The following is a 17,244-nucleotide window of genomic DNA, read 5'->3' on the forward strand; positions in this document are numbered from 1 at the left end:
AACAGGCGAAAAAGACGCCGGACGGTTAACCTTTACGCACTCAGAGCAAGGCCAAGGAACTGCAATGCGAAGAATCCTGCGCGACCTAAAGATTATGTTGTTGACCAACCTGTGGATCGTGCCCGTAGTGGCCGCCTTGGTCGGTGCCCTCTTCTACTTTGTCGCCCCACCACCGCCCATGCATGCCCGCATGGCCACCGGCGCAGTGGGCGGTGGCTACCATGCATTTGGCGAGCGGCTGCGGGACGAACTGGCGCTACAGGGTTTCAGCCTGGAACTGGTGGAGAGCGCAGGCTCTGCAGACAATCTAGGCAAACTGGGTCGCGGCGACGTGGAACTGGCCATGGTCCAGAGCGGCCAGGAACTGACCCTTAGCGACGAGGCGCGCAGCACCCTCAATGGCCTGGGCGTGATGTACCGCGAACCGCTGTGGCTGTTTCTCGGCGACACAGTCAAATTCGAACGCCTGAGCGATCTGATCAAGCTGCGCCTGGCCATCGGCTCCGCCAACAGTGGTACCCAGGCAGTAACCGCGGCACTTTTTGCCGCCAACCGCATCGAGCCGCCACAGTACCCACAGCGCTGGCAACAAATGGGCGGCAGCAAGGCCGCTGATGCGCTGATAGCGGGCGAACTGGACGCGGCCTTCTTCGTGGGCCCCGCCGAAAATGCCTTGATCCAGCGCCTGGCTGCGGAGCCCAAAGTACGCCTGGTCAGCTTGCGCCGCACCGAAGCCTACCTAGCACGCCTGCCCTACTTAAGTCAGTTGCAGGTGGGCGAAGGCATGCTCGATATGCAGCACAACACACCAGACCGAGACATCGTGACCCTGGGCCCGGTCGCCACGCTGGTCGCCGGCGAGGAATTCCACCCGTCACTCACCCCGCTGATCCTCGAAGCGGCGAAAACTGTGCTGAAGAATGGCAGCCTGCTCGACCCGGCCGGCAGCTATCCGGCCAAACCGCCGCTATCACTCAATACCCTGAACGAAGCCGAGTACTACTACGACAAAGGCCTGCCCATCCTGCAGCGCTATCTGCCGTTCCGTATTGCCTCCCTGGCTGACCGCTACATCATCCTGGCAATTCCACTGTTGGTGCTGTTGTTCCCGCTGTTCAAGGCCATCGGCCCGATCTACCAGTGGCGCATCCGCGCGCGCATCTACCGCTGGTACAAACACCTGCGCGAGATCGACCAGCAGCTCTACAAAGGCAAACTGCCCAGCGACCTGGATGCTGAGATCCTCCGCTTGGAACGCCTGGAGGATGAATTGGCGCGGATTGAAGTACCGCTGTCCTACTCCAGCGAGCTGTACCAGTTGCATATGCACCTGCGCTACATGATCGAACGCCTGCATGCACTGCAGCAGCGCACGACTGCCAAGCAGCTGGTCGGGTAAGATGCGCGCTTTCCGTTTACGCACCACGAGGCCGCTATGCCGATCCGCCACTGCATCGTTCACCTGATCGACAAAAAGCCTGATGGCACTCCCGCCGTGCTGCATGCTCGCGACACCGAGCTGGCCGCCTCGCAAGCCATCGAAAACATGCTCGCCGACCTCAACGAGAGCTATAACGCCAAGCAGGGCAAGGCCTGGGGGTTTTTCCACGAGGAGTCCGGTGCCTATCCGTTCAGCGGCTGGTTGAAGCACTACCTCGACGAAGGTCAGGACTTTGCCGCATTCAGCCGTCAGGCGGTCGAGCAGCTGCAGAAGCTAATGGAAGAATCCAACCTGTCCACCGGCGGCCATGTGCTGTTCGCTCATTATCAGCAAGGCATGACCGACTACCTGTCGATCGCCCTGCTGCACCACAGTGAAGGCGTGGCGGTGAACGAGGCGTTGGACGTGACCGCCGCCAAGCACCTGGACCTGAGCCAGCTGCACCTAGCGGCGCGCATCAACATCTCCGAGTGGCGCAACAACGCCAACTCCAAGCAGTACATCTCCTTTATCAAGGGCAAGAACGGCAAGAAGGTCTCGGAGTACTTCCGCGACTTTATCGGCTGCCAGGAAGGCGTCGACGGCCCGGGCGAAACACGCACCCTGCTGAAAGCCTTCAGTGACTTCGTGGAAAGTGAAGACCTGCCGGAAGAACAGGCCCGCGAGAAGACCAAGACCTTGGTCAGCTATGCGGCGAACCAGGCCAAACAAGGCGAGCCTATCACCCTCGATGAGCTATCCGGACTGATCGACGAAGAACGGCCCAAGGCCTTCTTTGACCATATACGCAACAAGGATTTCGGCATGGCCCCGGAATTTCCGGCGGACAAACGCACCCTCAGCCAGTTTCAGCGCTTTACCGGGCGTGCAGAAGGCCTGTCGATCAGCTTCGAGGCACACCTGCTCGGCTCGAAGATCGAGTACGACGAAAGCACTGACACCCTGGTGATCCGTAACCTGCCGACGCAGCTGACCGATCAGCTTAAGCGCCGTAAAAACTAAGCATGAGCCGCCTGCCGGATAGCCTGCTGGATGCCTGCCGCTGTGACCCGGCAGCGCCTTTTGCCCAGGACCCGGCGCGCGATTTCGGCCTGGATAAGCAAACGGCCAAACTGGCTCTGGCAGAACTGCGCCCCTGGCTCAACCAGCAACAGCGCATGCTCTGGGCCAACCGGCGTCATGCCCTGCTGCTGATCCTGCAAGGCACCGATTGCTCCGGTAAGGATGGCGTGATTCGCCGGGTGATCAGCAGCTTCGATCCCCAGGGTCTGCGCATCCACAGTTTTCAGAAGCCCGATGCCTGCGAACAGCGCCATGACTTTCTCTGGCGCTATCAACGGCGTTTGCCGGGGCTGGGCCTGCTCGGGGTATTCAACCGCAGTTACTACGAAGGGCTGATCAGCGATCCGCTGGATGGCCTGTGCAGCGCCGCCGAACTCCCCGCGCGCCAACTGGCGATTCACGCCTTCGAGGCGCAGCTGATCAGCCAGTCGATTCAACCGCTGAAATGCTTTTTGCAGCTATCCAGAGATGAACAAAAGCGTCGCCTGCAGGAGCGTGTTGAACAACCGCATAAACGCTGGAAACTGCACAGCAGCGACCTGCAGTCCTACCGCGAATTTGACCTGCGCCAACAGCGCTGGGCCGAGCAACTTGCAGCCAGCCACAGCGACGCAGCACCCTGGTATGTAATTCCGGCGGATCATCGCTGGCTGCGCGACTGGCTGGTGGCAAGCCTGCTGGCCCGCGAGCTGGAGCGGCTAAAACTGGATTGGCCGGATACCCCGCCGCCGTTCAGTCTGGAAGACTTGCAGCGCAGCTAGCACACGGTTCACCAGACCATCGACACAAGCAGGCAAAGGAACGCCCCATGAAGAAAGTCATTCTGCTGCTTAGCGCCCTGGCGCTCTTCCAACACTGGGACACGGTGCAACGCTGGTTTCAACCGCCGCTGGCTGATCGACCAGGCGAAGTGGTGTTGTATGCCACGCAATGGTGCGGCTACTGCGCGAAAACCCGCGAGCAACTGGCACAGGATCAGATTGCCTACCGGGAAATTGATATCGAGAAAGACCCCGCCGGCCAGGCGACCTTCAAGGCTTTGGGTGGGCGCGGCGTGCCCTTGCTGGATATCAAGGGCACGCTGATTCACGGTTACGATCCGCAGACGATGCGCGCTGCCTACTGAAAAGCCAGCGCGCAATAGACCGTAAGCAGGCTCTTACAACGCCTTGATGGCAAAGCCCAGCCGCGGGAAATGCACATGCACGGTACCGGCACGATCATCCTCGCGGCGCAGGATCAGTTCTTCAGCACCGGCGAACACGAGCTCGCCCTCTACCGGGTCGACACCGTAATCGGTGGCGGCAATCTGCACCCGCTGACCGACCGTGAGGCCGTTGGGTTCCGCGAACGGCTCGTCCGGCAGAGCCGCCGGCGTCGCCGCACGGGCGATGGCGATAGCGTCTTCTGCACTCAGCGCACTGGATGCACCGTGACCGAAGCCCAGCACGCGGCCGAGCCAGGCGCTGACATTCGGATAGGCATCGACCAGCGGCGCGGTCACTGGGGTGCCTTTGAGGAACCACAGACAATGGGCCAGGGAGAAGTCCGCAATCGACGGCTCACCAAACAGGAAGTCGCCCGCCTCGCGCGCCAGTTGCTGCTCAACCCGCCCCATCAGCGACGGCCAGTTGTGCTTGGCCACCTCCACCGGTACACGCGTGGCGCTACCGCCACTAAACAGCCCGGCACGGTCGGCGACAAAGGCCTTGACCGCCTCAGGCGGCAGCTTGCCGAAACGCACCGCGACCGACTCTGGCTGAAACACCAGGCTCACCGCATGCTGAAAAATCTGCGAGTCGACCCACTGAGCAAAGCTCGCCGTAACGAACTCCTGGCCCTCAGGGAAGAGCGCAGGGGTTGCTTTCTCCGCGTCCAGGCGACGCGCAATCAGTGCAGTATCACAGTAGATATCGGCCCCCAGCTGCAGCACAGGAGTCTTGCGGTAGCCACCGGTCAGCGCCACTAAATCGGGCTTGGGCATGATTCGCGGAATATCCACCGAGCGCCAGGACAGCTGCTTGAAACCCAGCATCAGGCGCGCCTTCTCGGCAAACGGTGAGGCATCGTAATGGTGCAGGATCAACTCGTGCATGGCAGGCTCCGCAAGGGGTCAGGTAAACCAGCAGCTTACCCGCGCAAGCCGAAGCAGCCTACCCGCTTAGCCTGATGGTGCGTTATCAGCTACGGCGATAACAGGCACGGCGGCCACCAGGGTTTCCTTGGCCAACTTGCTCATGGCCTTGATCGCCCGTTCACGGCGTAATGCATCGCCTTTGCCGGCGCACGGTTCGATATACACCAGTGCCTGCGCCGGACTGGAGTGGAAGAAACGCGCACCCTTACCGCTCTGGTGTTTGGTAAAACGCTTGTGTGGATCGTCGCTGATGCCGCAGTACAACGCGCCATTGGCCGCCCGCACCAGGTAGACAAACCAGGGCTTGGCGACGGCAGGAGTTTCCACAGAGATCACATCAGGCATCACGAAGATCGGCAGACAGGCAAAGAAGGTCGCTGAGCTTAACGGCTCTTCTGAAAAGCCGCTAAGCCTTTGGCTGCCTGCTGGCGAATGACGTTCTGCACAAAGGGTGTCCAGCCCAGCAACAGGCCCTTGATACCCAGCGCCTGACCAGCCCAGCGCCACAGGTCGAAATGGTCGCGGTGCTCAGCGATCTTGCCATCACGGAAGCGGAAGTTGGCCTCGATATGGTTGACCACCTGATTGCCAGTCTGGCTGAAGGTGTAAGTAGCTACCCAACGCGCACGCCCGGAATGATCATCCGCCGCCACACCATCAAAGGTCAGGGAAAAGCCCTGAGCCTTGGCACAGAGCATGCGCCACATATCGCCAGCCGCCGCACCACGTAGATCGGTAAAAACCGGGTCGCTGAACTGCACATCCTCGCTGTAACAGCTGGCCATGGTCTCGGCATCCAACTGCTGGAAGGCTTGGTAGAAACGAGTGATCAGCTCGGCGTTGGGGTGGGTCATGGGGCGAACTCCGGTGGGGAACGTGCGAGCAGTATTGTCGTTAAATCGCCGCCGCGCGATTGGCGCAAAAGACATACTTGTGTCAATAATCGCCAAATTTCATCGCGCCTGAGCACGTCATGCTGAAGATCGCCCTGTACGTCTGCCCGCAAACCGTGTGCTCCAGCCTGAGCATGGCCATGGATGCTTTTGTGCTGGCCAACCGCCTGGCCGAGCAACGGTTGTTCGAGTTGCAGCGCGTCAGTCTGGATGGGAAGGCGGTTGATCTGGGCTTTGCGCAGATCCAGGTCGATGGCGATCTGAGCCTGGCCGAGGATGCAGAGCTGATTCTGCTCGCCGCCAGCGGCAGCGCCATCGATACCACCCTGAGCGATAACGCCGCCCTGCTGCCCTGGCTGGCGCAACGCCCACCCACCCAACAACTGGCCAGTCTGTGCAGCAGCGCCTTTCTGCTGGCCGCTGCCGGTGTGCTCGATGGGCGCCGCGCCACCACCCACTGGGCACTGGCCAGCCAGTTCCGCCAGCGTTTCCCGCTGGTCAATCTGCAGATCGAGCAACTGGTCTGCGAAGACGGCCAATTGCTCAGCTCCGGCGGCGCACACGCCGGACTCGATTTGTGCCTGCACCTGATCCGCCAGCATGCGGGTGACGCGCTGGCACAACAGGTCGCCAATGCCCTAGTGTTCGACAGCCAGCGCGGTCAGCAATCACGCTTCGCCCCGCTGCTGCCGCCGCCCAGCAGCGATTGTCCGCTCGCACGGGTGTTGCAGTGGCTGCACCGCCATCACGGCGAAGCTATCGACCTCAACCGCCTGGCCGCTGAAGCCAACTGCTCATCGCGCACCCTGTTGCGCCGCTTCAAGGCCAGCACCGGGCTGACGCCCAACGACTATCTGCAGCGCGTGCGTATCAGCGCCGCGCAGCGCGCCCTGCGCAGCCCGGCGTCGCTGGAGCAGATCGCCGAGCAGGTCGGTTACGCCGACCGCGCCACCTTTGCCAAGCTGTTCAAGCAACTCTGCGGGGAAAGCCCAGGGGCGTTTCGCAAGCGCTTACGTCAGGCCCACTGAACGTCGCCACCGCGTATCAAGATGCCGCGTCGGCGCTTGTCGATTAATACCTTAAAGTCCAAAATGGAATTAATTGTTTAATTCGTTACGGAGCCGCCCATGTCGACCACCCCTTATGTGCTGGATAAAACCGCTGCCGAACAGCTGCTGGCCCAGGTCGATGTACACCAGGCCATGGTCACCCTGTTCCGCGAGCTGGCCGCCGGTCATGCGGTGCAGCCCGCGCAGCAGCTGGTGGAGTTCCCCAACGGGGCTGGCGACTTTATCAACTACCTGGGCGTACTCGCCGGAGCGGGTGTGTACGGGGTGAAAACCTCGCCCTATATCGTCCGCGAGCAAGGCCCGCTGATTACCGCCTGGACCCTGCTGATGTCGATGCAAACCGGCCAGCCACTGCTGCTGTGTGATGCCGGCAGCCTGACCACCGCACGCACCGCCGCCACCACCGCAGTGGCCGTGGATGCCCTGGCCACGCCCGAAGCCAACCGCCTGGCGGTGATCGGCAGCGGCGCCGTGGCGCAAGCCCATGTGCATTACGCCAAACACCTACGCCCGTGGCAGAGCATCCGCCTCTACTCGCCAGGTCTGGCCGGCAAAACCGGCGCGCAGCTACTCAAGCTGCAGCAGCTCGACCCACGCATCCAGCTTTGCGCCAGCCAGGCAGATGCCATTCGCGATGCCGATGTGGTGATGCTCTGCACTTCATCGGCGAAACCGTTGCTCGATCCCGTCGAACTGGATAAACCGGCGCTGATCACCTCAATCAGCACCAACGCGCCGCGCGCCCATGAAGTAACGCCCGCCAGCCTGCTGAATATGGATGTCTACTGCGACTACCGCGCTACCACCCCGGATAGCGCGGGGGAAATGCTCCTGGCCAGCCGTCTGGGCTGGAGCAGTGCCGACATCCTGGGTGATCTGGCTGAGCTCGTCAGCGGTAAGGCCGTACGCCCAGACTATCGCCGCACAGTATTTTTCCGCTCCATCGGCCTGGGCCTGGAAGATGTTGCCCTGGCCCACGCGCTGTACCAGCTCAAGCAGGAGGCCTGCTGATGCACCAGGCCGACTACCTGATCATCGGCGCCGGCATTGCGGGCGCCTCCACCGGCTACTTTCTCGCCGCCCATGGCAAAACCATCCTGCTCGAGCGTGAGCAGCTGCCCGGCTATCACTCCACCGGACGCTCCGCCGCGCTCTACACCGTGGCCTACGGCACGCAGCAAGTGCGCGCCCTGACCGCCGCCAGCCGCGCGTTCTACGATGCGCCGCCGGCCGGTTTTGCCGAGCACCCGCTACTGACCCCGCGCGGTGAGCTGGTGGTGGACTTCGCCGGAGATGCCGCCGAGCTGCAACGCCAGTTCGACAGCGGCAAAGCCAGCGTGGCGGAAATGCGCCTGCTTAGCGCCGACGAAGCCTGCGCCCTGGTGCCGGTGCTGCGCCGCGACAAGGTGCAGGCCGCCATGCTCGACCCCAGCGCCGCCGATATCGACACCGACGCCCTGCACCAGGGCTACCTGCGCGGCATTCGCCAGCAGGGGGGGGAAATCCACAACAGCTGCGAAGTGCTGCACATCCAGCGTGATGGAGACGCCTGGTTGGTGGACTGCGGCAGCGGGCAATACCGCGCCAAGGTGCTGATCAATGCCGCCGGCGGCTGGTGCGACCAGATCGCCGCTCTGGCGGGCGTGGCTCCCATTGGTTTGATCCCCAAACGCCGCGCCGCCTTTACCTTTAACGGGCCGGAAGGCATCGACTGCCATGCCTGGCCCTGCGTGGTCAGCCTGGACGAATCCTTCTACTTCAAGCCCGATGCCGGCCTGCTGCTCGGCTCGCCCGCCAATGCAGACCCGGTCGAGCCCCACGATGTACAGCCGGAAGAACTGGATATTGCCCTGGGCATCTACCAGATCGAGGAACACACCAGCCTGAGCATCCGTCGCCCGGCGCACACTTGGGCCGGCCTGCGCTCCTTTGTCGCCGATGGCGATCTGGTCGGCGGTTTCGACCCGCAGGTGGCGGACTTCTTCTGGGTCGCCGCGCAAGGCGGTTACGGTATCCAGACCTCCGCCGCCATGGGCATGGCCTGCGCCGCCCTGGCCCGTGGTGAATCGCTGCCCGAACACTTGCGCCAATTTGGCCTGACGGAAGCCATGCTCTCCCCTGCCCGCCTGCTCAAATAATCAGTCGCAGCGCCCGAGGATGACGCCTCGGGCTCTTTGCGGCACACTCGCAACGCCTCCCAAGCCCGAAGAGTTAGCCGCATGACGCCGCCCCGCCCTGCCCCCGAGCTGGACAACTACCGCACCATCGCCGACGCCATCGCCACGCTGTTCTTCCCCCACGCCGAAGTGGTGTTGCACGACCTGCGCACGCAAAAGGTCGACTACATCGCCAACAACATCTCCAAACGGGTGATCGGTGATGACGCGGCGCTGGAAGACATGCTCAGTGGCGACGTCGACGAACGCACCATCGGCCCTTATGAAAAGCTCAACTGGGACGGCCAGAAGATTCGCTCGGTCAGCAGCGTGCTACGCGACGCCACCGGCACGCCCATCGCGGTGCTGTGCATCAACCTGAATATCTCGCTGTTCGAGACCGCCAAGCAGGCGCTGGATCTGTTTCTTTCCTCCAGCAAACTGGTGCCGCAGCCCGACGCGCTGTTCCGCGACGACTGGCAGGAGCGCATCAACACCTTCCTGCACAGCTGGCTACGCCAGCGCCAGCTCGGTCTCAACCTGCTGACCCGCGAGCACAAACGCGAGCTGGTCGAAGCCCTGCACGCCGAAGGCGCCTTCAAAGGCAAAAGCGCCGCCAACTACGTGGCCAATGTGCTGAGCATGGGCCGGGCGACGGTGTACAAGCATTTAAAAGAGGTCAAGGGCGAGTGACCGCTACCGCGTGGTGACACACCTGTTAACGCATTAATGCTGTCGATCCGCTATCACCCAGTTAGAAACTCCAGCCACTTGCAGCGGTCTGATTCGCGTTCGCAGATCGCTTAAGCCGCAGTTAAGCCAGGGATGTTTTCCTGAGCAGAGAGACTGCCGGCACTATCGCCTTATTACGTCCCAAATCTATAAGAAGGACTGCCCATGCCTTTCGTTGCATCGCGTCACCCCTATTCCTTTTATTGGCTGCTGACCTGGCTGGCCGTGGCCCTGAATCTGGGCCGTTTCTTTGATCTGGCCGCACCGTCCTGGCTGCTGCTCTACCAACTGGTGCTGATTGGCAGTTATGCGCTGCTGTTTATCGCGCCGGTTTGGGCTATTACTCGCCTGACTCTGAAGTTCTCGCCGAGAGCCGCTGCGGTGCTGGCGGTAATACTCGCCGCCGTGGTGCAGCTGGCGCTGTATGGCGACCATATGCTGTGGCAGCTCTACGGTTTTCACCTCAACGGGTTTGTCTGGAACATTATCAGCACCCCGGGCGGTATCGCGGCGCTAGGCTCGTCGGCCTCCACCGAACGCGAAGTGGCGCTGCTCGCAGTGGGTATCTTCGCCCTGCAGGCTGGCCTGCTTGCATTGGCCCATGGTCTGGCGCGTATGCGCGGCCTGCCCGTTGCGCGCCTGGCCTGGGTGCTGCCGCTGTTTATCGTGGTCACCCTAGGCGAACGCATCAGCTATGGCGTCAGCCACTTCTACGGCTACAGCCCGCTGTTGGAAAACGCCCAGCGCATGCCTTTCTACCAGCCGCTGACCATGCGTCGCGTGCTGGAAAGACAATTCGGCCTGGAACGCCCGCAACGCCTGGAAGTCGCCAGCGTCGAGTTGAAAGGCCAGTTGCGCTACCCGCAAGCCCCGCTGCGTATCGAGCCGCCAGCCAAGCCGCTGAATATCGTCTGGCTGGTCGCCGAATCCTGGCGCGCCGACAGCCTCAACCCGCGCGTGATGCCGCAGACCCATGCCTTCGCCCAGCGCGCCCAGCATTTCGTCAGCCATTACTCCGGTGGTAACGGCACGCGCATTGGCATGTTTAGCCAGTTCTACAGCCTGCCGGCGAACCTCTGGTTCCCGGTGCTCGACGCCCGCGTTGGCAGCCCGCTGATCGATGTCCTGCAACAGCAGAACTACCAGATCAAGCTGCTCACCAGCGCCCGCTTCAGCTACCCGGAGTTCGACAAGACCCTCTTCGTCAACGTACCGCGTGAGCAGATGGTCGAGGATGACCAGGGCCACACCTGGGAGCGTGATCGGCGCAATGTGGATCGGCTGCTGAAATTCGTCGATCAGCGCGACCCGACCAAGCCGTTTATGACCTTCCTGTTCTTCGAGTCACCGCATGCCAATTACAGCTTTCCGCCGGAGTCGGTGATCGAACCGGATTACCTGCCTGACTTCAGCTACGCCAGCATGGATTTGCAGCGCGATATCGGCGGCATCTACAAACGCTACCTGAACTCGGTCAACCACCTCGACAGCCAGTTGGCGCGTGTCACTCAGCACCTGGAGAAGAACGGCCTGCTGGACAACACCCTGGTGGTGATCACCGGCGACCATGGCGAAGAGTTTATGGAGCAAGGCCGCTGGGGCCACAACTCCACCTTTGTTGACGAACAGGTGCGGGTGCCGCTGGTGCTGTGGATTCCAGGCAAGGCTGCGCAGCAGGAAAAACTGCGCACCAGCCACACCGACCTGCTGCCCACTCTGATGCCCCTGCTCGGCGTGCAGAACCCGCAGCAGGATTACGCCGTTGGCCGTAGCCTGTTCGATGCTCAACCTGGACGCGTACTATTGGCCGGTGACTGGGATCGCCTGGCGTTCCTCAGTGAGCAGTACAAGGTGGTGCTGCCGTTTACCAGCGGCAGCTTTACCGCGCTGCAGGCCAGCCATGCCGATGACCGGCCGCTGCAAGACAGTAGCCGGGTATTGCAGAGCCAGTTACCGCAGATCCAGATAGAAATGCGTGACCTGCGCCGCTTCCTCGCCCACTGATCACCCTGGCCGAAGCGACCCTGACCGCGCGCCGTATACTGCGCGCTTTGCTCAGAGGCGCAGACGATGCAACAAACAGCGGTGTACGGTGTGGACGATGTGTCCTATCAGTCAGCGGGCGGTATCGAAGGCTTACGGCGCCTTGTGGCAGACTTCTACCGTTTGATGGATGAACTGCCCGAAGCCCGTGCGCTGCGTCAGTTGCACGGCGAAAGCCTGACGCTGGCAAGCGACAAGCTGGCCTGCTTCCTCAGCGGCTGGCTCGGCGGGCCCAAGCTATTCAGCGAGCAGTATGGCGCCATTGCCATCCCCAGCTTTCACGCCCAGTGGCCAATAGACGAAGCCCTGAGCCAGAGCTGGCTGAACTGCATGGCCCAGGCCATTACCCTGCAACCCTACGATCCGGCATTTGCCGACTACCTGTTGCGCCAACTGCGCTTGCCGGCCCAACGGATCGTGCAGGCCAGTCGCAATCGGCATGGTATAGCCGGCCAATAGCTCAGCGCAAAACACAAGGCCGCGCAATGTGCGACCTTGCCCTCTTCGCTGTCGCGGCTCAGTCGCCGTAGATATCGAAGGTGAAGTACTTGGCCTGAATCTTCTGGTATTCGCCGCTGGCGCGAATCGCCTGGATGGCCGCATTCAGCTTGCCGAGCAGTTCCGCATCGCCCTTGCGCACGGCGATGCCGGCACCTTCACCGAAATACTTCGGGTCGGTAAACGCCGGACCAACAAAGGCGAAGCCCTTGCCGTTGGCGGTTTTCAAAAAGCCTTCATCCACCGGGATGGCGTCGGCCAAGGTGCCGTCCAGGCGCGCAGAGATCAGGTCGAGGTAGATCTCGTTCTGCGAGCTGTAGCGCACCACTTCAACCCCTTGCGCGGCCAGCACTTCGCTGGCGAAACGGTCGGTGGTGGTCGAGCGCTGCACGCCGATGCGCTTGCCCTTGAGGTTGCTGAAGTCGGCGGCCACTTCGCTGCCAGCCTTCATCACCAGGCGCGCTGGGCTGTAGTAGTACTTGCCGGTGAAATCCACCGATTTGCGCCGGTCATCGGTGATGGTCATGGACGACAGGATGGCGTCGACCTTTTTCACCTTGAGCGAGGGGATCAGGCCATCGAACTCCTGCTCGACCCATTGGCACTCGGTCTTCATCTCAGCGCACAGGGCGTTGCCGATATCCACATCAAAGCCGGCGATCTGCCCGCTGGCTTCTTTATAGGCAAAAGGTGGATAGGCAGCCTCGATACCCAGGCGCAGGGGTTTGTCTGCGGCGAACAGGCTGGATGCAATCAGGCTCAGGGCGATACCGCCCGCCAGAACGATTTTCTTCATTGTGCGGATTCCTGCTGAGGGAGTGACAGGCCCGTGCCACCTGGCATTGCGGCGCAGGTCGAGCGGGCAACGACGGTTGCTGCAAGACAGAAGAAAGGCGCATCAGGTGTACACCTGAGCGAAAAGCGATGGCTGATTAGCACGCGTGGACGGGTCATTTGCCAGTCTCGATTTATACTTTAAATTCCATACTGGACTTATATGTACAAACCGTCAACCGGGCAAAAACCATCACTGCGACTGAAATATCAGCACAGGCGATGCATGCACAATGCGCTTAAGGTTGTTGTTTCCAGCGCTCGGCAGCAGCCTGATCGGAGCAGCGCCCTTCGACCCAGCGCGGGCCTTCAGCGGTGTCTTCCTTCTTCCAGAACGGCGCGCGGGTTTTCAGGTAGTCCATGACGAAGTTGCAGGCGTCGAATGCCGCCTGACGGTGGGCGCTGGTGGTGCCGACAAAGACGATTGGCTCGCCTGGCTCCAGGCGACCGATGCGGTGGATGATCTCGATTCCCACCAGCGGCCAGCGCTGCGTAGCCTCCTCGGCAATCTTGCCAAGGGCCTTCTCGGTCATGCCGGGGAAGTGTTCGAGAAACATGCCGCCGACTTCGCGCCCCTCGTTGAAGTCACGCACATAGCCGACAAAGCTGACCACCGCGCCAATGCCCAGGTTGGCGGCATGCAGGGCGTTAAGCTCAACGCCCGGATCGAAGGGTTGCGACTGGACGCGGATGGCCATACTCAGCCTCCGGTGACCGTAGGGAAAAACGCCACTTCATCGCCGGCGGCCAATGGCTCATCCAGGCTGCAGAGTTCCTGATTGCGTGCACACATCAGGTTCTGCTCAGCCAGTACTTCCCAGACCCCGCCACGCGCCAGCAAGTGTTGGCGCAGTTGATCAAGGCTGGTGAATTCAGCGCTCAGCTGCTCACCATCCAGACCCAGGGCCTCGCGGTAACGGGCGAAATACTGCACGCGGATCATGCTTCGTCCCCAGCTACAAAGTGTCCACTCTTACCGCCGACCTTCTCCAGCAGGCGCACGCTTTCGATCACCATGCCGCGATCCACGGCTTTGCACATGTCGTAGATGGTCAGCGCGGCGACGCTAGCAGCGGTCAGAGCTTCCATTTCCACCCCAGTCTGCCCGGTCAGCTTGCAGCGTGCGGTAATACGCACGGCATCCGCGCCTTCAGGCGTCAGTTCAACTTTGACGCTGGTGAGCATCAACGGGTGGCACAGTGGAATCAGGTCGCTGGTTTTCTTCGCCGCCTGAATACCGGCAATACGCGCCACGGCGAACACGTCGCCCTTGGGGTGATCGCCCTGGGTAATCATCTGCAGGGTTTGCGGGCGCATGCGCACCAGGGCTTCTGCCACGGCTTCACGGACGGTCAGGGCTTTATCGCTGACATCGACCATATTGGCGCGGCCTTGGGCATCGAGATGGGTTAACACAGACAGACTCCAGGCAGGTGTCCGGCGATTGTAAACCCAGGGGTCAGGTTTCGGCACCTGTGAATGCCAGGTGATTCAGACGGGAGGCTATGCGGCGAGGTCCGCACCCGGCCCTGCAGCCGTAACGGCCTGCAGGGCGAGCGAGGTGGAGGGGCGTTACATATGGGTTTCGGCGTACTCGGCGAGGATCGAGCGCGGCACACCCTGCAGGGTGATATGCACGCCATGCTCGAAGTCTTTGAAGCGCTCCGTCAGGTAGGTCAGGCCCGAGCTGGGCGCCGACAGGTAAGGCGTATCGATCTGCGCCAGGTTGCCCAAGCACACCACTTTGGAACCGCTGCCGGCACGGGTGATGATGGTTTTCATCTGGTGCGGGGTAAGGTTCTGACATTCGTCGATCAGGATCAGGCTCTGCTGGAAGCTGCGGCCCCGGATGTAGTTGAGGGATTTGAACTGCAGCGGGACCTTTTGCAGGATGTAGTCGACGCTGCCATGGGTATTCTCGTCGTCCATATGCAGGGCTTCGAGGTTGTCGGTGATCGCGCCGAGCCAGGGCTCCATCTTCTCGGCTTCGGTGCCCGGTAGAAAGCCGATCTCCTGATCCAGCCCCTGCACGCTGCGGGTGGCGATAATGCGCCGATAACGCTTGCTGACCATGGTCTGTTCGATGGCCGCCGCCAGGGCCAGGATGGTTTTACCGGAACCGGCCGCGCCGGACAGGTTGACCAGATGGATGTCCGGATCCAGCAAGGCAAACAACGCCAGTGACTGATAGATATCCCGCGGGCGCAGGCCCCAGGCTTCCTGATGCATCAAAGGTTCCTGGTGCATATCGAGAATCAGCAGTTCGCCATGCTTGATGCCCTTGATCCAGCCAACAAAGCCTTGTTCGTCGATGATGAACTCGTTGACGTGAACCGCCGGCAAGTTGTCGATGAGCTGCACGCGGTGCCAGGTACGGCCGTGGTCCTGACGGGTTTCCACCTTGTTCACGCGATCCCAGAAGGAGCCGTCCATGTTGTGGTAACCCTGCGACAGCAAGGACACGTCGTCGACCAACTGGTCGGTATGGTAATCCTCGGAATCGATGCCACAGGCGCGCGCCTTGAGGCGCATGTTGATGTCTTTGGTGACCAGCACCACGTTGAGACCGGGGCGGCGGGACTTTAGCTCGACCAGTTGGTTGATGATCTTGTTGTCGTTGAGGTCTTCCGGCAGCCAGGTGACTGGGGTGGCGCTCTTGCTCATCAGAATCGACAAATACCCACAGGGGCCGCTCTTGTCACGCTGAATGGCAACGCCGTGTTCCACTTCCTCCGGGTTGGCGCTGCCGAGAATCTTGTCGATTAGACGGATGGCCTGGCGGCACTCGGCGGCCACGCCCTGTTTGCCGGTTTTAAGCTTGTCCAGTTCCTCCAGTACGGTCATGGGAATCGCAACGTGGTGCTCCTGAAAATTCAGCAGCGCGTTGGGGTCGTGGATCAGCACATTGGTGTCGAGGGCGTACAGGGTTGGGGCGGTGGGCTTGGAGCGTCCGTGGTCATCCATACTCGGTCACCTTCTTGTAGTAGCCAAGCAACGCAGGGGCGAGTCTGCGCCGCGGAGGGGCCGTCGACTCCTCAGTGCCGAGGCTGAGAAGGCTGCAAAAAGGTGAGGGCCAATGGCCGCCACCTGTCTGCAGGGTTCGGCGGTCTTGCCTTTTAGATACTCCAAAAAAGATGACAGAAAAACGTTTTTTTCGGCATTTACCGGTTTATTTATCGGAGCGACAAATAGCGCTTGGCGACCTGTGCGGTCGCCGTTAAAGTCGGAAGTCGCACCGGCTTTCGGGCCGTAAGATTTTTACCTGTCAGCCTCGCTTCACCCCGTGCTCATCGGCACAACGATTGACCTCCACGGTCACATGCACCAACTCCGCAATCCCCCCCAGCCGTGCCTTGTAGCGATCTGCCGAGTCGTCGCCATGGGTCACCACGCTGACGATGCAGGCGAACTGCGCCCGGCCAACGCGCCATAGGTGCAGGTCCGCCAGTTCAGTGTCCGCCTCCTCGGCCAAAGCGCTGCGTACACGCTCGACCACCGGGCTGTCCATCTCGCGATCGAGCAGCACCTTGCCGGTTTCGATCAGCAGGCCCTTGGCCCACACCGCGATAATTACCGCGCCAATCACGCCCATCAGCGGGTCGAGCCAATCCCAGCCCAGCAGCAGGCCACCGAGCAAGGCGATGATGGCCGCCACCGAGGTCAGCGCATCGGCCAGTACGTGGATAAAGGCGGCATGGCGATTAAGGTCCTTGCCCGCCGCTGGCGCTGCGTGATCGTGATCGTGATCGTGATCAGCATGCGCATGCGCGCCAGCGTGACTATGACCCTGGCCCTGGGCATGCCCGTGATCATGGCTATCACGCAGCAGCCAGGCAGAAGCCAGGTTGACCAACAGGCCAACGACGGCGACCCACAGCGCCATCTCGAAGGCAATCACCTGGGGCTGCAACAAACGCCAGAAGGATTCGAACGCCAGCATCGCCACCACCACCAGTAACATCAGTGAGCTGGCGAACCCGGCCAGCACCTCGACCTTCCAGGTGCCAAAAGCAAAACGTGGGTCGTTGGCATAGCGTCGCGCCAGCATGTAGGCCAGAGCGGTGAGGCCAATCGCGAGCATATGCGAGGCCATGTGCCAGCCATCGGCGAGCAAGGCCATGGAATTGAACGCATAACCGGCGACAATCTCCACCAGCATGGTCACCCCGGTCAGTGCGGCAACACGCCAGGCCTGACGCTCAGCAGTGGTTTCCAGCGGACGGTAATCGTGGGATGGCTCCCAGCGCGAATGGTTGCAGGCGGTCATGGCAGCTCCTTGGAGGATTCGACCTGGGCAGACTACAACCCCGTGGCGGCCCCTGGGTCAAGCGTCTCAATTGGCCTTATAGGTAGTCTCAAGCGCCAGCAGCTTCTAGAA

The 17,244-nt window shown here is 61.5% G+C and carries 19 protein-coding genes; 10 read left to right on the top strand and 9 right to left on the bottom strand.

Features of this window, described 5'->3' with window-relative positions; all coding sequences use genetic code 11:
* Window positions 1-64 precede the first annotated feature (64 nt).
* The 4 genes from HBN63_RS02815 to HBN63_RS02830 are packed head-to-tail and all read left to right on the top strand — an operon-like array spanning window position 65 to window position 3,629.
* A complete protein-coding gene (locus tag HBN63_RS02815; protein WP_160085330.1) occupies window positions 65-1,399 on the top strand; it encodes a TAXI family TRAP transporter solute-binding subunit in 1,335 nt (444 codons plus the stop codon).
* A gap of 36 nt (window positions 1,400-1,435) precedes the next feature.
* A complete protein-coding gene (yejK, locus tag HBN63_RS02820) occupies window positions 1,436-2,443 on the top strand; it encodes a nucleoid-associated protein YejK (RefSeq protein WP_170048311.1) in 1,008 nt (335 codons plus the stop codon).
* A 2-nt stretch (window positions 2,444-2,445) separates the two neighbouring features.
* On the top strand, window positions 2,446-3,264 hold the full coding sequence (locus HBN63_RS02825) for a hypothetical protein (protein ID WP_160085332.1): 819 nt from the start codon (window positions 2,446-2,448) through the stop codon (window positions 3,262-3,264).
* 47 nt (window positions 3,265-3,311) lie between these two features.
* Window positions 3,312-3,629, top strand: a complete 318-nt coding sequence (locus HBN63_RS02830; RefSeq protein WP_160085333.1) for a glutaredoxin domain-containing protein — start codon at window positions 3,312-3,314, stop codon at window positions 3,627-3,629.
* A gap of 33 nt (window positions 3,630-3,662) precedes the next feature.
* Here HBN63_RS02830 and HBN63_RS02835 read toward each other — a convergent pair whose 3' ends face one another.
* The 3 genes from HBN63_RS02835 to HBN63_RS02845 all read right to left on the bottom strand — a co-directional run bounded on the left by HBN63_RS02835 (window position 3,663) and on the right by HBN63_RS02845 (window position 5,494).
* Window positions 3,663-4,598, bottom strand: coding sequence for a glutathione S-transferase family protein (locus HBN63_RS02835; RefSeq protein WP_160085334.1), 936 nt, complete (start codon window positions 4,596-4,598; stop codon window positions 3,663-3,665).
* A gap of 66 nt (window positions 4,599-4,664) precedes the next feature.
* Entirely contained in the window at window positions 4,665-4,985 is a 321-nt protein-coding gene (locus HBN63_RS02840) for a GIY-YIG nuclease family protein (RefSeq protein WP_170048312.1), read from the bottom strand.
* Window positions 4,986-5,023: 38 nt separating this feature from the next.
* Window positions 5,024-5,494, bottom strand: a complete 471-nt coding sequence (locus HBN63_RS02845) for a nuclear transport factor 2 family protein (protein WP_170048313.1) — start codon at window positions 5,492-5,494, stop codon at window positions 5,024-5,026.
* Between the two features lie 119 nt (window positions 5,495-5,613).
* Between HBN63_RS02845 and HBN63_RS02850 the strand changes: the two genes are divergently transcribed.
* The 6 genes from HBN63_RS02850 (at window position 5,614) to HBN63_RS02875 (ending at window position 11,993) form a co-directional block, all read left to right on the top strand.
* The gene (locus tag HBN63_RS02850; protein WP_170048314.1) at window positions 5,614-6,561 is read left to right on the top strand and encodes a helix-turn-helix domain-containing protein; all 948 of its coding nucleotides are present in this window, start codon (window positions 5,614-5,616) and stop codon (window positions 6,559-6,561) included.
* Window positions 6,562-6,660: 99 nt separating this feature from the next.
* Complete coding sequence (locus HBN63_RS02855; protein ID WP_170048315.1) at window positions 6,661-7,614, top strand: ornithine cyclodeaminase family protein; 954 nt, start codon at window positions 6,661-6,663, stop codon at window positions 7,612-7,614.
* A complete protein-coding gene (locus HBN63_RS02860; RefSeq protein WP_170048316.1) occupies window positions 7,614-8,741 on the top strand; it encodes an FAD-binding oxidoreductase in 1,128 nt (375 codons plus the stop codon). The genes HBN63_RS02855 and HBN63_RS02860 overlap by 1 nt, the downstream gene beginning before the upstream one ends.
* A gap of 81 nt (window positions 8,742-8,822) precedes the next feature.
* Window positions 8,823-9,452 carry a PAS domain-containing protein gene (locus tag HBN63_RS02865; protein WP_170048317.1) on the top strand — a complete coding sequence of 210 codons (630 nt, stop codon included), beginning with the start codon at window positions 8,823-8,825 and terminating at the stop codon, window positions 9,450-9,452.
* Window positions 9,453-9,656: 204 nt separating this feature from the next.
* On the top strand, window positions 9,657-11,495 hold the full coding sequence (locus HBN63_RS02870; RefSeq protein ID WP_170048318.1) for a sulfatase-like hydrolase/transferase: 1,839 nt from the start codon (window positions 9,657-9,659) through the stop codon (window positions 11,493-11,495).
* A 66-nt stretch (window positions 11,496-11,561) separates the two neighbouring features.
* Complete coding sequence (locus HBN63_RS02875) at window positions 11,562-11,993, top strand: group II truncated hemoglobin (RefSeq protein WP_170048319.1); 432 nt, start codon at window positions 11,562-11,564, stop codon at window positions 11,991-11,993.
* 58 nt (window positions 11,994-12,051) lie between these two features.
* On the opposite strand, the gene HBN63_RS02880 is transcribed toward HBN63_RS02875, so the two are convergent.
* From HBN63_RS02880 to dmeF, 6 genes are all read right to left on the bottom strand, one after another.
* Entirely contained in the window at window positions 12,052-12,828 is a 777-nt protein-coding gene (locus HBN63_RS02880) for an ABC transporter substrate-binding protein (RefSeq protein WP_170048320.1), read from the bottom strand.
* A 277-nt stretch (window positions 12,829-13,105) separates the two neighbouring features.
* Window positions 13,106-13,564 (bottom strand): molybdopterin synthase catalytic subunit MoaE, encoded by a 459-nt coding sequence (gene moaE / locus HBN63_RS02885; protein WP_170048321.1) that lies wholly within the window; start codon window positions 13,562-13,564, stop codon window positions 13,106-13,108.
* 2 nt (window positions 13,565-13,566) lie between these two features.
* Window positions 13,567-13,809, bottom strand: a complete 243-nt coding sequence (locus HBN63_RS02890; RefSeq protein WP_090248858.1) for a MoaD/ThiS family protein — start codon at window positions 13,807-13,809, stop codon at window positions 13,567-13,569.
* Window positions 13,806-14,282 (bottom strand): cyclic pyranopterin monophosphate synthase MoaC, encoded by a 477-nt coding sequence (gene moaC / locus HBN63_RS02895; protein WP_170048322.1) that lies wholly within the window; start codon window positions 14,280-14,282, stop codon window positions 13,806-13,808. Before moaC ends, HBN63_RS02890 begins: the two co-directional genes overlap by 4 nt.
* A 156-nt stretch (window positions 14,283-14,438) precedes the next feature.
* Window positions 14,439-15,830: a PhoH family protein gene (locus HBN63_RS02900; protein WP_090248862.1), complete on the bottom strand. Its 1,392-nt coding sequence runs from the start codon at window positions 15,828-15,830 to the stop codon at window positions 14,439-14,441.
* A gap of 301 nt (window positions 15,831-16,131) precedes the next feature.
* The gene (gene dmeF / locus HBN63_RS02905) at window positions 16,132-17,133 is read right to left on the bottom strand and encodes a CDF family Co(II)/Ni(II) efflux transporter DmeF (RefSeq protein WP_170048323.1); all 1,002 of its coding nucleotides are present in this window, start codon (window positions 17,131-17,133) and stop codon (window positions 16,132-16,134) included.
* Between the last annotated feature and the right edge of the window lie 111 nt (window positions 17,134-17,244).

The organism is Pseudomonas sp. WS 5011 (assembly GCF_012985775.1).
Taxonomy (GTDB): domain Bacteria; phylum Pseudomonadota; class Gammaproteobacteria; order Pseudomonadales; family Pseudomonadaceae; genus Aquipseudomonas; species Aquipseudomonas peli.

Coding starts and splice junctions, on each gene's coding strand:
- HBN63_RS02825 (WP_160085332.1), top strand. CDS start 2,446: ATGAGCCGCCTGCCGGATAGCCTGCTGGATGCCTGCCGCTGTGACCCG.
- HBN63_RS02850 (WP_170048314.1), top strand. CDS start 5,614: ATGCTGAAGATCGCCCTGTACGTCTGCCCGCAAACCGTGTGCTCCAGC.
- HBN63_RS02830 (WP_160085333.1), top strand. CDS start 3,312: ATGAAGAAAGTCATTCTGCTGCTTAGCGCCCTGGCGCTCTTCCAACAC.
- HBN63_RS02875 (WP_170048319.1), top strand. CDS start 11,562: ATGCAACAAACAGCGGTGTACGGTGTGGACGATGTGTCCTATCAGTCA.
- HBN63_RS02855 (WP_170048315.1), top strand. CDS start 6,661: ATGTCGACCACCCCTTATGTGCTGGATAAAACCGCTGCCGAACAGCTG.
- dmeF (WP_170048323.1), bottom strand. CDS start 17,133: ATGACCGCCTGCAACCATTCGCGCTGGGAGCCATCCCACGATTACCGT.
- HBN63_RS02860 (WP_170048316.1), top strand. CDS start 7,614: ATGCACCAGGCCGACTACCTGATCATCGGCGCCGGCATTGCGGGCGCC.
- HBN63_RS02845 (WP_170048313.1), bottom strand. CDS start 5,494: ATGACCCACCCCAACGCCGAGCTGATCACTCGTTTCTACCAAGCCTTC.
- HBN63_RS02815 (WP_160085330.1), top strand. CDS start 65: ATGCGAAGAATCCTGCGCGACCTAAAGATTATGTTGTTGACCAACCTG.
- HBN63_RS02870 (WP_170048318.1), top strand. CDS start 9,657: ATGCCTTTCGTTGCATCGCGTCACCCCTATTCCTTTTATTGGCTGCTG.
- HBN63_RS02890 (WP_090248858.1), bottom strand. CDS start 13,809: ATGATCCGCGTGCAGTATTTCGCCCGTTACCGCGAGGCCCTGGGTCTG.
- HBN63_RS02880 (WP_170048320.1), bottom strand. CDS start 12,828: ATGAAGAAAATCGTTCTGGCGGGCGGTATCGCCCTGAGCCTGATTGCA.
- HBN63_RS02835 (WP_160085334.1), bottom strand. CDS start 4,598: ATGCACGAGTTGATCCTGCACCATTACGATGCCTCACCGTTTGCCGAG.
- moaE (WP_170048321.1), bottom strand. CDS start 13,564: ATGGCCATCCGCGTCCAGTCGCAACCCTTCGATCCGGGCGTTGAGCTT.
- HBN63_RS02900 (WP_090248862.1), bottom strand. CDS start 15,830: ATGGATGACCACGGACGCTCCAAGCCCACCGCCCCAACCCTGTACGCC.
- HBN63_RS02840 (WP_170048312.1), bottom strand. CDS start 4,985: ATGCCTGATGTGATCTCTGTGGAAACTCCTGCCGTCGCCAAGCCCTGG.
- yejK (WP_170048311.1), top strand. CDS start 1,436: ATGCCGATCCGCCACTGCATCGTTCACCTGATCGACAAAAAGCCTGAT.
- HBN63_RS02865 (WP_170048317.1), top strand. CDS start 8,823: ATGACGCCGCCCCGCCCTGCCCCCGAGCTGGACAACTACCGCACCATC.